The following is a 13,361-nucleotide window of genomic DNA, read 5'->3' on the forward strand; positions in this document are numbered from 1 at the left end:
ATAAAAAATTGATTTCTGAATATTTAAATGATATGATATGGATACATTTATATACAATTAATCAATTTCTTTCAATCTATCAAGAACTTGGACTTATTGTTCGGGTTTACTAATATTTCCGTCATTAAAATCAAATGCTACAGGAGGTGAAAGGCAGAAAATAAGGGTAACCTTATTCAAGCCACTCATATGACCCAACAATGGACACCTGCTACATTCAAAGAATTTTACAAAGAAGAACATGATGCCTGCGGAATCGTTTCCTGCATCGAGAAAAAGAAAATCCCTACAAACGAAAACATCTTTGCCTGTATCGACGCCCTGGTTAAAATGAACCATCGCTGTGGCTTCATCAACGGCGAGGGTGACGGCGCGGGCATCCATATTGATATTCCACGAGCTCTTTGGAAAAAGAAGCTTGAAGCGATAAATATCGATTCAACCATCGTCGATCAGGGCTCCTTCATTGTCGGGCACTTATTTTTAAGCAAAAAAACAGAAGCGAACGACTTAAAAATCGAGGTCAAAGAGAAGTTGCTTCAACATGGTCTTTCCTTGGTTTTCGAAACGGATAAAGCTTACCGTTCTGAAGCATTGGGACCGATTGCCATTCAAGAAGACCCGGTGTTCTGGCAATTTGCCTGTTCTTCCACCATCGAAAGCGACCAGGAACTTTCGAACGTTCTTTTTGAGCTGACTTCCGACATCGAAAAAAGTGATTTTATCCATGTTGCTTCTTTAAGCCAGCATCATGCTGTCTACAAAGTAATGGGGGCGGGGGATACGCTTCCTGCCTATTATCTTGATCTTGCAGACCCTTTAGCTGCATCCACCATGACACTGGGACATAATCGTTTTTCAACTAATACTCTATCAAGCTTCTTCCGGGTCCAGCCTTTCAGTGTACTTGGTCATAATGGGGAAATCAATACGATTGCCAAATTGCGTGATGAAGCGAAAATGATCGGAGTTCCCATCGCTAAAGACGGAAGCGACTCACAGGATTTAAACAAAACGATCGAAACATTCATCTGCCGTCATAGCTACTCTTTATTTGAAGCTGTCGACCTGATGTTCCCGCCAATCATTAATGAAATCAAGGAATATCCGGATCACTTACAAGACTTATATACGTATTTACGGGAAGCATGGGGGCATTTTGCACAAGGTCCAGCGGGGATCATCTCCCGTTTCGGTGATGAAGCCGTGTTCTCTGTCGACTCTTTAGGCCTGCGTCCTTTATGGAATATTGAAACGGAATCATCCTATATGTTCACTTCTGAACCAGGAATCATCCCTTCCAGTGAATATACCGGAGATCCAAAACCGATGGGTCCAGGGGAAAAAGTAGGTTTGAAATGGAACGGCGACCGTATTGAAATGTACACCTACAAGGATTACCAGGATAAAGTTTTCGAACTCTTCAATAATCGTTTCGTCCTTTCCAATGACCGCGTCCGCTTGCAGCCGCAAGTTTTTGAAAAGGTGGTCACCATGACTAACACTCAAGCCATTCATAATGGTCAGTATAAAGCCTTTGGCTGGGAAAGGGAGCACGTTCAATTGGTAGAACAGATGGCCGAAAAAGGTGCTGAGCCCATTCGTTCACTTGGTCATGATGCGCCACTGGCAGCACTTAATCCACAACGGACCAACATTGCAGATTTCATTAAGGAAAGTGTGGCCGTTGTAACTAACCCTGCAATCGACCGGGATCGGGAAACCGAGCATTTCTCAACAAGAACCATCATTGGCAGACGGCCTTCCCTATTCGAAGCGAATAAGGCCGGAAAAGTTACGGAGCTGCTAACTCCCTTATTAATTGAAGGAATAACGGGCTATGAATGCTCATCCACCGTTTCACAGCCAAGCTATGATCAATTCATTAAATATAACCAAGATCAAAAACTCGTACATTTCATTTCAAGCACCTTCAAAGAGGATGAAAGCATCACGGATGCCTTAACCAGGATTACGGATGAAGCGGTCCATGCAGTGGACGAAGGAAAAACACTGCTCGTTCTTGATGATGCCCTTGCCCATCAAAACGGCAACCTTTGGCTTGACCCCCACCTTGTTACTTCAGCGGTCGATCAAGCATTGGTCGATACAGGCAAGCGTCGGGATTGTTCCATCCTTTTACGTTCTGCGTCGCTAAGGTCACTGCATGATATCATCGTCTCTTATGGGCTAGGGGCCAACTTGATCAGCCCATATTATATGTTCCTTTCCTTATCTTCAGATGATCTTAAGGGGGTTACCAATCTATATAACTCCTTGACGAAAGGCCTTGAAAAGGTTATCTCCACCATCGGCATCCATGAGCTGCGCGGTTATGGAAGACTTTTCTCAAGCATCGGGTTACATGAGGAAATCGCGAAATATTTAAATGTGGCTAACTTCTTTGGTTCAAATGATCTAGACTACAATTTTGATAGTATCAAGGCTGATGCCATTCAGCGTGCTGAGGATTATGGCAATGAAAAAGAACGGATGGGAAAAACGTTCCATTTGTTTCCAAGGATTTGGAAGTCGATCGGGGAAGTAGCTTCAACCGGGGACTACGACGCTTATCGCGAAAAGATTACCGAACAGGAAGAATCAAATCCTACGGCGATCCGCCATTTAACATCATTAAAAACTTCAGATACTTCCATCCCTTCTGAAGAAGTCAGTCTTTCAATCGGCGAACAGGAACTGCCGTTCGTCATAGCCTCCATGTCCTTTGGCTCGCAAAATGAGATTGCTTTCCGGGCTTACGCAGAGGCTGCCGAGCGTTTAGGCATGATCAGCATGAATGGTGAAGGTGGAGAAATCAAGGATATGCTGGGCAAGTACCCAAAATCCCGTGGACAGCAAATCGCTTCCGGCCGTTTCGGTGTCAATGCAGAACTCTTGAACTCTTCAAATCTATTGGAAATTAAGATCGGGCAAGGGGCAAAACCTGGTGAGGGCGGTCACCTTCCCGGTTCCAAGGTCACAGCGAAAATCGCAGAAGCACGGAATGCAACAATCGGTTCCGACTTGATCTCCCCTTCCAATAACCATGACATTTATTCAATTGAAGATTTGGCCCAAATGATTCATGAGTTAAAAACGGCAAACGACAAGGCAAAAGTTGCCGTCAAAGTACCGGTCGTTCCAAACATTGGTACAATTGCGGTCGGCGTAGCCAAAGCAGGGGCAGATATCATTACGCTCTCTGGTTTTGATGGTGGAACAGGCGCGGCCAGGATTCATGCACTCGCACATGTCGGTCTCCCAGTTGAGATTGGTGTGAAAGCCGCCCATAATGCGCTGCTTGAGTCGGGCATTCGCCAAAACGTTGAAATTTGGGCTGACGGTGGGTTAAAAAGCTCAATGGATATATTGAAATTAATGTTGCTTGGGGCAAACCGTGTAGGCTTTGGAACCCTTTCGATGATTGCCGTCGGCTGTACAACGTGCCGCGGGTGTCACCTTGATACGTGCCATGTCGGCATCGCCACTCAAATCGAATCGGAAGCACAAGCGAAAGAACACGGGCTGCGCCGTTTTGTTCCACGAAAATTTGATTTAGCCGTTCAAGGTTTAACGAATATGTTCAGTGCATTTGCCAAAGAACTAAAAATGCTGACAGGATCTCTTGGAGTGAAGAATCCCCAAGACATTGTCGGACGCTCTGATTTGCTCCAGCAAGTTAAAGGTCAACAATCATTGGATTTAACCTATTTATTAAAAAATCTGGATATATCACCTTTCTCCCATAAAGAAACGGCGGCATATTTGAATGAGGGCTCCATGCAGATTGCTGTTGGCGCTGAATATCTGGATTCGCATGTAGATGAGCTGCAGCAATCTCGCAGCTATAGCTCGATCACGTCCGAGCAGCGCGTACTCGGCAGCAGGGTATCCTGTCACCGCGTCAGGGGCAGACTTGACGGGTCTTACAAAAAGCTTCCCCCCGTTCACCTCTCCTACGAGGATGGCTCTATCCCGGGTAATGGACTTGGAGCATACAATACGGAGGGTATTTCGATCAGCGTGAATGGCGGCGCCCAGGATGGAATTGGCAAAACATCGATTGGCGGTAATATCGCCATCTTTAAATCTCCCGGAAAAGACGGGAAGTTCTACAATGGATCCGTCGGTAAGGGCTTTGGATATGGTGCACAGCACGGTCTTCTCATTGCCCAAGGTGATGCCGATGCCAGGGCGGGAATCCGGCTTTCCGGAGCCGATATGATCATTGGAGGACTATTGAAACAGCCCCTTCCTGAAAAGGAAACCGGGAATATAGCGGTAACCTCCAACATTAAGGGATTCGCTTTTGAATACATGACAAACGGAAGAGGTTTGGTTCTAGGTGATCCGGGTCCATGGATTTGCGCAGGAATGACCGGCGGTGTCGTTTATTTACGACAACAGCCTGAAGCTGGATTAACCAAAGAAGTTATTAAGAAACGGGTAGCGAAAGGGGCAAAGATCTCCATTGAGACCTTATCTGCAAAAGGCCTGCAGGACGTGGCCGAACTTCTTGGAAAATACACGGCCCTCTTGAAAGATCATGGCCAAACAGACGAAGCAACCTCTTTAGAGGCTCTTCTTCAAAATCCTGAAAAGCACTTCCTTCAGGTCGTTCCAGTTAAAGAGCAAGCTGATCCTGCTGTATCCACGGAGTGATACAGCAAACATATTTCATTTAAAAACTGATGCTCTTCAATTCGAGCATCAGTTTTTTCCAATCTTATACCTCTTGGATAGTCTTAGACTCACGGAAAACCACAGCTTAAAACCATCATGAAATTGCCCATATATTCTTTATATATTAAACTTGAATTTACCTATTGTATCTCAAAGGAAAATCCTGTATATTACTTTTTGTTTACATCATCACATTTTAGTGTAAAGTACTAACAAATAAGTTAGAATACAACTTTAAGAATAGGCTATATATAAATAGAGCCTTTTCTTATCCTGAACCATTAAATAACAAAGAAAGGATTAACCTATATATGAAGTTTGGTGCCCGCATTCTCAAAACAGGAATAGCAATTGTTTTAGCGCTTTATCTTTCGGAACTGCTTAACCTTCCTGCTCCTGTCCTTTCTGGGATTGCTGCAATTTTTGCAATACAGCCGACCATTTATCGTTCATACCAAACGGTGTTGGAGCAAATACAAGGAAATATCATTGGCGCGTTGGTTGCTGTCTCCTTCGTCTTGCTGTTCGGAAATGATATTTTTATTATCGGCCTTGCCGTAATGGTTGTCATAACCATCAATTTAAAATTAAAAATGGATAAAACGATTGTCCTTTCCATCGTGACGGTCATTGCCATCATGGAAAGCCAGGAAGGAGAATTCCTGAATTTTGCCTTTGTACGTCTCTCATCCGTTTTACTTGGAATCATTTCTTCTTTTATCGTGAATCTAGTTTTCATTCCGCCTAAGTATGAAGCAAAACTTTATACACGCATTACAGATGTGACGGAAGATATCTTAAAATGGATCAGAATAAGTACAAGACATGCTACCGAACACACTTTATTGAAAAAAGACATCAGCCGTCTAAAGTCGGAGTTATACGATTTGGAGCATATCTATTCCATGTACAAAGAGGAACGGGAATATTTCAAGAAAAACAGCGGAGCTAAAGCAAGAAAGCTTGTCGTTTACCGGCAGATGATCATTACAACAAAAAAAGCGTTCGAAACCTTGAAAAGAATCCATAAATTCGAGAACGAGATTTATCAAATGCCTGAAGATTTCCAACGGAGTATCTTACATCAGCTTGATTCCTTAATCCGTAAGCATGAACAATTGATATTACTCCATATTGAAAAAATAAAATCAATCGAGGAAATTGAAGATTGGGATCAAGATTGTTTAAGTCGTAAAGAGCTGCTTGCCCTCTTTTTCGAACAGCAAAATCAAGTGGACGAAATGCATGATAATCTAGGCCACCTCTCTGCCCGCCTCGTACCAATGATTTCTTCAGTCATTGAGTATGACGAACAATTGGAACATCTTGAAAAGCTGATTGTCAGCTTCCAGTCCTTCCATAAGGATGACAACGAAATCTCCGTACAGTATGAAGAAGATTAGAAAAGACGGTTCCAGGGGGACCGTCTTTTTTCGTCTCTATTTAGAGGATGCCACTCTTTCAATCATCCAAAAGGTGTTGATCTGCCGCCTTTTCAAGTATCTCCAATTTCTTCAAAAGATCCTGCAGCTCTTCTTCTGAGAATGAATTGAAGCTCTTGCCCATCAATTGGTTATGCTCCGCAAGGACCCTCCCCAATATCTCTTCCCCGGCCTCTTTCAATTCAAGGTTGATGACCCTGCGATCCTTTTCGGAGGGCTGCCGTTTCACATAATCCATTTCGACTAACTTATCTACAAATACGGTAATCGCACTTGGCTTTACGGTTAAGAAATCAGCCAGCTTGGTCGATTTAATCGAACCCTCTTTTTTTAATATCAATAAAATGAAAAACTGTGGCGACGTAAGACCATAAGGCTGAAGATTTTTTGCTACGATAGCCCTAAGTTTCTTCCTAATCCTAAAAATCTGCATTTCTATACTATTGGTTAGTTCCCATTTAAAATCCAGCCTTCTCACTCCTTATATAGGACAATCCTACCTCTTAAATTTAATTAAATGACATTCCATTGTCAAATTTACTTGCCATATATTCTTAAAACTTAAAAAAATTCATTTTTTAACCATTTATATGTATTTATTTCCCTCTAATTTTCCGAATAAATTACATGACAAAGATTAATTAAACTGTTAAACTCTTTACTTATAATATTAATACTTACAAAAGTTAATATTTATTTAAATTAACAAATAAACATTGGATATAGGAGGCTGGTGTCTTTTAAAAAAACAATGCAGCATTTTAAAGGGTTACAAGAATCTATCATCAATATTTTTTGGAGGCGAAACAAGTGAATAGAGGACGTTTAGTTTTAATTAATGTCATTGGTTTGGTTATTATATTAGCGGTAGTAGCCGGTGGGGGTTATTACTATTATGAAAGCTCGAATTTCATTAAAACGGATGAAGCAAAAGTGACAGGAGATCTATATACCATCGTTGCCCCTGCTGCCGGTAAATTATCAGATTGGGACTTACACGAAGGCGACAGTGTCAACAAGAATGATAAAGTGGCTAACGTAACTTCTTTAGACGGAAAAGAAGCTGTAAAAACAGCAGCACAAGGTACAATCGTTAAAACACAAGTGCATGATGAACAACTTGTACAAGCGGGTCAAACTCTTGCCCAGACCATCAATATGGGTGATCTATCCATAACGGCTAATATTGAAGAAAATAAATTGAAGAATATTGAAAAAGGTGACAGTGTCGATATTATCATCGATGGAGATCCCGATACCGTTTTTGAAGGAACATTAGAACAAATCGGTTATGCCACAACGTCTGTCTTTTCAGTAATGGGCAATCAAAACAGCAGCGGAAACTATACAAAAGTCACGCAAAAAGTTCCAGTTAAAATTTCCATTAAAGCACCATCCGATAAAGTTCTGCCTGGAATGAACGCAGAAGTGAAAATTTCAACAAAATAAACCGGCTACACAGTTATACAGAAAGGAGGCTTTCCTTAAATGGCTTCTCAAACAATCTCAGTAAACGAAAACAAGGGAATGAAACAGTTTGCCCCCATGTTAATTATCTTAATGCTAGGTTTGTTCATGGTCATTTTGAATCAAACCTTGCTCAGTGTCGCCATGCCAAGGATGATGGCTGAATTTAATGTAGCTGCGACTACGATTCAATGGTTATCAACTGGATTCATGCTCGTAAATGGAGCTTTGATTCCACTTTCCGCTTTTTTAATAGAACGGTTTGGCACGCGGATGTTATTCCTTACTGCCATGTTTCTATTCACGGTTGGGACCTTCATCTGCGGCATCTCACCAAATTTCCCCGTCATCCTTACAGGTCGATTGATTCAGGCTGCTGGCGGCGGGATCTTGCAGCCATTGGTCATGACGATCATTCTTTTTATCTTTCCACCTGAAATGCGCGGGAAAGGAATGGGGATCTTTGGGCTGGCCATCATGTTTGCTCCTGCCATCGGACCGACTTTATCAGGTTGGGTCATTCAGGAATATAGCTGGCGGGTCATGTTCTACGCAATGGTGCCATTAGGCTTGATTATCATGACACTTGCCTTTTTTAATATGCGGAATGTAGCAGAACCAAAGAAAATCAAATTGGATTTGATGGGCGCCTCTTTATCCTTGATAGGTGTTGCTTCACTACTATACGGTGTCAGTGAAGCAGGTTCCAAAGGCTGGACGGATATCATCGTTCTGGGAACCATCATCGTAGGGCTTATCCTCCTCACCCTATTTGTGGTTCAACAGCTAAAATCGGATACACCGATGCTCGACTTCCGTGTATTTAAATATGATATGTTCGTATTATCGAATATCATTTCGGCCATTGTTACAGTTGCCATGTTTACAGGGATTTTCTTATTGCCTATTTATTTACAGACACTAAGAGGATTCACACCTGTTCAATCCGGTCTATTGATGTTACCTGGTGCCCTAGTGATGATGGTGATGTCACCCGTCTCTGGAGCCTTATTCGACAAAATCGGACCTCGTCCATTAGCCTTGATTGGTTTAGCGATCACTGCTATTACAACCTTCGAATTCGCTAAATTGACTACAGAAACGACCTATTCGACTTTGGTCATCATCTATGCCATCCGTTCACTTGGAATGGCTTTACTGATGATGCCGATCATGACAGCTGGGATGAATCAGCTTCCGAGGCATTTGAATACACATGGTACGGCGATGAGCAATACGCTGAAACAAGTAACCGGGGCCATCGGTACGAGCTTCGTGACGACCATTTATACAACCCGTGCTTCATACCATGGAACGGCTTTAGGAACGGAAATGAGTACGAGTGATCCCGGTTTTGTTCAGAACTTCCAATCAATCGTTCAATCCATCATGAGTTCAATGAATCAAACTAGTGAGCAGGCACAGGAAACTGCAATGTCACTGATTTCGTCCCAAATCCAGGGGCAAGCAAATGTAATGGGAATCAATGATGCATTTTTCTGGGCAACTGGTTTCGCAATTGTCGGTATCGTTCTCTCACTGTTTTTACGTGACGTTCGGAAGGACAAAGCCATCAAACAAGTTAAACAAGAAAAATTGGATGTACCTTTGCTGCCTTCACCTGTAAAAAAATCGGTTTAATTAAATGGGGGAATTAGAATGAAGATCTATGTTGTATACGATAGTGAAGGCAATCATACGAAGGCACTTGCCGAATCAATAGCACAAGGAGCCGCTGAGGTTCCTGGCGCCGAGGTTCTCATTGACCATGTAAACGAGGCTGATGTTTATAAGCTTCAGGATATGGATGCAATCATTTGGGGCTGTCCGGGCCATTTCGGCACGATCAGTTCTAGTTTGAAGACTTGGATTGATAAACTTGGATATCTATGGGCAGAAGGTGCACTAATTAATAAAGTGGGGGCTGTGTTCTGTACGACGGCCACCGTACATGGAGGGCTCGAGGCAACCATGTTGAACTTAATCACCCCTATGCTTCATCAAGGCATGATCATTGTCGGCTTACCCGGCACTGTCCCTGAAAACGCCTTGTATGGATCCTACTATGGTGTAGGGATAAGCTGCCCGCCCGGTGTGGATGACAACATCACCAAAAATGACCTGCAGCTTGGAGAAGCATTAGGAAAACGGGTAGCCCATGTCACCCGTTCATTCATAAACGAGCTCTAGGAGGCTTGATTCAATGGGCATCATCATTCTAATTATCATCGTTGCCATTTTAGCGGTTACGTGCTTAATCACATTCAATGTCAAAGCCTTATCACCTGAAGATAAGCCGGTTGTCGAGGAAGCGAACTCATTTGAAGAGTCCGCTCCCTCTTCAAATGATGATTCAGTTACCGAAATCATCGTCCCGACAGACAATGATGAATTGAAAATGAAAGATCAGGATTATCGTTTGGCGCTTTCCAAGCTTCACAATCAAAAGCCAAACGATGAGCCAACTGTAGAAAAAAAGCCTAATCTTAGCAAAATGAAAGACAAAGAATACCGTGGTTCATTGGAAGATTTCCAACAGAATCGCGATTGAAATCCAGCTCCCCTCATTGGCATATTTGCCTTTTGGGGGGATTTTTGTTTTTATGCCATGAAAGGGATCATTGCCGCCTTTGCTTAACGATCACGAGACCGTTTTACTTATTTTTTTGGTTGACAATGATTCAGAAAGACTTTAAGCTAAGGAAATGCAACACAAACATTTTTTTAAACTCAGCTTTTGTTGAGAGACGGAATTTTAAAAGGATTTCCTTTTTTCGTTCGTCACTTGCCTATTCGGCAGGTGGCGATTTTTATTTTTATAGGGGGGAAAAACATGCAACTTTTGAAGTATTCCATAATGGTGTTAATTGGTTCGATCTCATATGGCACATTATCCACCATGATCAAGTTTGGATTTATGGATGGCCATTCTTCTGGTGAACTGGTCGGCAGTCAATACCTTGTCGGCTGGCTGATTGTTTCCGTTTTATTTCTATTTTCGTTTAAATATAAAGTTTCATGGAAAAGTGCCGGATTACTTTTAATAACAGGCATGATGTCCACTTTCGTAGGAAAGGCCTATGCCGTTTCCGTATCAGAACTTCCCGCTTCGATTGCCGTTGTATTTTTATTTCAATTTACCTGGATAGGCGTCCTTATCGAAAGTTTCTTAAATAAAAGGCGCCCGGATAAAAATAAACTCATGGCCATTTTCGTTCTCTTCATCGGTACATTATTTGCAGGGGCGATTTTTGGTCAGCCTCTCTCTGCATTAAGCCTAAAAGGTGTACTGTTCGGATTATTATCTGCGTTGCTTTTTGCTCTTTATATGTTTTGCAACTCTCAATTCGCAGTTGGGGAATCTTCCATGAAACGGTTGTTTTACATTGCAACTGGTGCGATGCTGACTGCTGTGTTCACGACAAACCCCGTCACACTTGTTACGAACCTTGTCCAAACGAACCTCTGGTACTACGGTTTGTTGCTCGGGACGTTAGGTGTTCTTGTTCCTTTCTTTTTCTTTGCCGTCAGTTTGCCGAAAGTGGGTGTAGGGCTTGGAACGATACTATGTGCAGCGGAATTGCCGTCAGCGATGGTCGTATCCGTCATCTTCTTGAATGAACAAGTTACGTCACTGCAATGGTTCGGGATGTGCTTGATCATCGTAGGCATCGCCTTGCCGGAGGGAATGAAGTATCTTTCGCAATTCCTTCCTGATAAAGAAAAAGCATTTCATGAAAAAAGAATTTCATAACTGGACGCACTAGATCGTAAAAGAATAAGAAAGACCATTCCCGATTAGAGGAATGGTCTTTTCTGTGTATATTTCATAGGTAGGTTTTCCCTTAGGAATCCAATTGTTGCACTTGAAATAGGTTGTAGTAATGCCCTTGTTTTTTCATAAGTTCTTCATGTGTACCCATTTCGGTAATTTCCCCATTATCGATATGAACAATCCGATCGGCATGGGTAATGGTTGATAACCGGTGGGCCACAATGATGGTGGTCCGGTTTTTGGCCAAAATATCAAGCGCCTCCTGGATATAATGTTCACTCTCTAAATCCAATGCGGATGTGGCTTCATCCAGCACGAGGATAGGCGGATTTTTCAAAAATACCCTCGCAATGGCAACCCGTTGCTTTTGCCCTCCGGATAGTTTCACTCCCCGTTCTCCTACTTTTGTTTCATACCCCTCTTTCAAACCCATAATGAAGTCATGGGCATTCGCCGCTTTTGCCGCTTTAAATACTTCCTCATCACTTGCATCAGGCCGTCCCATAAGGATGTTGGCCTTAACCGATTCACTAAATAAGATATTATCCTGCAGGACCATCCCGATTTTATCCCTTAGGCTGCGGACTTGATATTTACGGATATCCGTCCCATCCAATAATACCCTTCCCTCGGTCACATCATAGAAACGGGAAATTAAACTGACGATCGAGGATTTTCCTCCGCCGCTCATTCCAACAAGTGCAATGGTTTCTCCCGGCAAAACATCCAGGTTAATATGCTTTAAAACAGGTGCCTCTTTCTCATCATATGCAAACGAAACATCCTGAAACGTAATTCGTCCGTCTACATGCTTCAGCTCTTTCGCACCAGGCTCGTCATCGATATCATACTTCTCATCCACAAATTCAAAAACCCTGTCCATGGACGCCAATGTCTGCGTCATTGTGGTCGATGAGTTAACTAATCGTCTGAGGGGGTTATATAGCCGGTCAATGAAACCGACGAAAGCAACCATCGTTCCAAGCGACATTTGTTCATGAATAACCTGATAACCGGCAAATCCGATCACGAGCAGCGGGGCAATATCCGTAATCGTATTGACGACAGCAAATGACTTGGCATTCCAACTCGTATGCTTCAGGGCCTTATCCAGGAAATTCTTGTTCTGCTTCGCAAACAATTCCTGTTCCCGATCTTCTATCGCAAAGCTTTTGATGACCGACATCCCTGAAACCCGTTCATGAAGGTGACTCTGTACGTCCGCCAACGCCTGTGACCGGACCCTTGTATAGGTTCTGAGCTTGCCAAAGAAATGCTTGATCGAAAATGTATAAAATGGAAGCATGATGATGGAAACAATGGTTAATTTCACGTCCATCGTAAACATGATGGCTATCACTATAATAATCGTTGCGATATCCAGCCAAAGATTCATCAAACCCGTGATGACAAAGTTCTTCGTTTGTTCCACATCCGTAATCATCCTTGAGATGACCTCGCCCACTCTTGTGTTGGAATAATATTTAAAGCTCAGTTTCTGTATATGAGTAAATAAATCATTTCGGATATCATATAAGATCTTCGTTCCTGTCCATTGTGCGAAATACTGGCGGTAATACTCAATAGGCGGTCTCACCGCAACAAAAATGAACAGCATGATGCCCATTACCCAAAAAAGGCGTTCGGACTTCACAGCTTTGGACAGGTCACCATTCCCGATAATGTCATCCACGATATATTTACTAAGCAATGGAAGCAAAAGCGGTATCGCGAACTTTAACATTCCAATTAAAACCGTCCCGATTATCTGCCATTTATACGGCTTGACGAATTGTAAATATCTCTTAACGCTCTCCACGGAATTCCTCCATTTCTCCTGCAATAAATCACAATGCTAAAAAAAGTCCAGTAATGTTCAATTGGAATCCTTAGATGCACTTTTCAATTATATTTTCCTTTTCGAAGAATAACTATCAAAACGATTTAAAATGATTCAGTACGCAATAGAAAAAGCCTGCTAATTAAGCAGCAGG

General features: G+C 42.5%; 9 protein-coding genes. 7 read left to right on the forward strand and 2 right to left on the reverse strand.

The window, feature by feature from the left end:
- Window positions 1-189: 189 nt before the first annotated feature.
- Together LQ203_RS15415 and LQ203_RS15420 are read left to right on the forward strand one after the other, a co-directional pair.
- A complete protein-coding gene (locus LQ203_RS15415) occupies window positions 190-4,662 on the forward strand; it encodes a glutamate synthase-related protein (protein WP_230159257.1) in 4,473 nt (1,490 codons plus the stop codon).
- Window positions 4,663-4,994: 332 nt separating this feature from the next.
- A complete protein-coding gene (locus LQ203_RS15420) occupies window positions 4,995-6,086 on the forward strand; it encodes an aromatic acid exporter family protein (protein WP_230159258.1) in 1,092 nt (363 codons plus the stop codon).
- A gap of 58 nt (window positions 6,087-6,144) precedes the next feature.
- Here the strand turns inward: LQ203_RS15420 and LQ203_RS15425 are convergent, their stop codons facing one another.
- Window positions 6,145-6,603, reverse strand: coding sequence for a MarR family transcriptional regulator (locus tag LQ203_RS15425; RefSeq protein ID WP_230159259.1), 459 nt, complete (start codon window positions 6,601-6,603; stop codon window positions 6,145-6,147).
- Between the two features lie 332 nt (window positions 6,604-6,935).
- Between LQ203_RS15425 and LQ203_RS15430 the strand changes: the two genes are divergently transcribed.
- The 5 genes from LQ203_RS15430 to LQ203_RS15450 all read left to right on the forward strand — a co-directional run bounded on the left by LQ203_RS15430 (window position 6,936) and on the right by LQ203_RS15450 (window position 11,346).
- The gene (locus LQ203_RS15430; protein WP_230159260.1) at window positions 6,936-7,574 is read left to right on the forward strand and encodes an HlyD family efflux transporter periplasmic adaptor subunit; all 639 of its coding nucleotides are present in this window, start codon (window positions 6,936-6,938) and stop codon (window positions 7,572-7,574) included.
- A gap of 39 nt (window positions 7,575-7,613) precedes the next feature.
- Window positions 7,614-9,233 (forward strand): DHA2 family efflux MFS transporter permease subunit, encoded by a 1,620-nt coding sequence (locus LQ203_RS15435; RefSeq protein WP_230159261.1) that lies wholly within the window; start codon window positions 7,614-7,616, stop codon window positions 9,231-9,233.
- 18 nt (window positions 9,234-9,251) lie between these two features.
- Window positions 9,252-9,782: an NAD(P)H-dependent oxidoreductase gene (locus LQ203_RS15440; RefSeq protein ID WP_230159262.1), complete on the forward strand. Its 531-nt coding sequence runs from the start codon at window positions 9,252-9,254 to the stop codon at window positions 9,780-9,782.
- Window positions 9,783-9,795: 13 nt separating this feature from the next.
- A complete protein-coding gene (locus LQ203_RS15445; protein ID WP_230159263.1) occupies window positions 9,796-10,143 on the forward strand; it encodes a hypothetical protein in 348 nt (115 codons plus the stop codon).
- Window positions 10,144-10,425: 282 nt separating this feature from the next.
- Window positions 10,426-11,346 (forward strand): DMT family transporter, encoded by a 921-nt coding sequence (locus tag LQ203_RS15450; protein WP_230159264.1) that lies wholly within the window; start codon window positions 10,426-10,428, stop codon window positions 11,344-11,346.
- Window positions 11,347-11,437: 91 nt separating this feature from the next.
- Here LQ203_RS15450 and LQ203_RS15455 read toward each other — a convergent pair whose 3' ends face one another.
- The gene (locus LQ203_RS15455) at window positions 11,438-13,186 is read right to left on the reverse strand and encodes an ABC transporter ATP-binding protein (RefSeq protein ID WP_230159265.1); all 1,749 of its coding nucleotides are present in this window, start codon (window positions 13,184-13,186) and stop codon (window positions 11,438-11,440) included.
- Between the last annotated feature and the right edge of the window lie 175 nt (window positions 13,187-13,361).

Source organism: Peribacillus sp. Bi96 (assembly GCF_918698115.1).
Taxonomy (GTDB): domain Bacteria; phylum Bacillota; class Bacilli; order Bacillales; family DSM-1321; genus Peribacillus.

Bases quoted from the DNA above. Each gene is read 5' to 3' on its own strand.
- LQ203_RS15415 (WP_230159257.1), top strand. From the start codon at position 190: ATGACCCAACAATGGACACCTGCTACATTCAAAGAATTTTACAAAGAA.
- LQ203_RS15420 (WP_230159258.1), top strand. From the start codon at position 4,995: ATGAAGTTTGGTGCCCGCATTCTCAAAACAGGAATAGCAATTGTTTTA.
- LQ203_RS15435 (WP_230159261.1), top strand. From the start codon at position 7,614: ATGGCTTCTCAAACAATCTCAGTAAACGAAAACAAGGGAATGAAACAG.
- LQ203_RS15440 (WP_230159262.1), top strand. From the start codon at position 9,252: ATGAAGATCTATGTTGTATACGATAGTGAAGGCAATCATACGAAGGCA.
- LQ203_RS15445 (WP_230159263.1), top strand. From the start codon at position 9,796: ATGGGCATCATCATTCTAATTATCATCGTTGCCATTTTAGCGGTTACG.
- LQ203_RS15450 (WP_230159264.1), top strand. From the start codon at position 10,426: ATGCAACTTTTGAAGTATTCCATAATGGTGTTAATTGGTTCGATCTCA.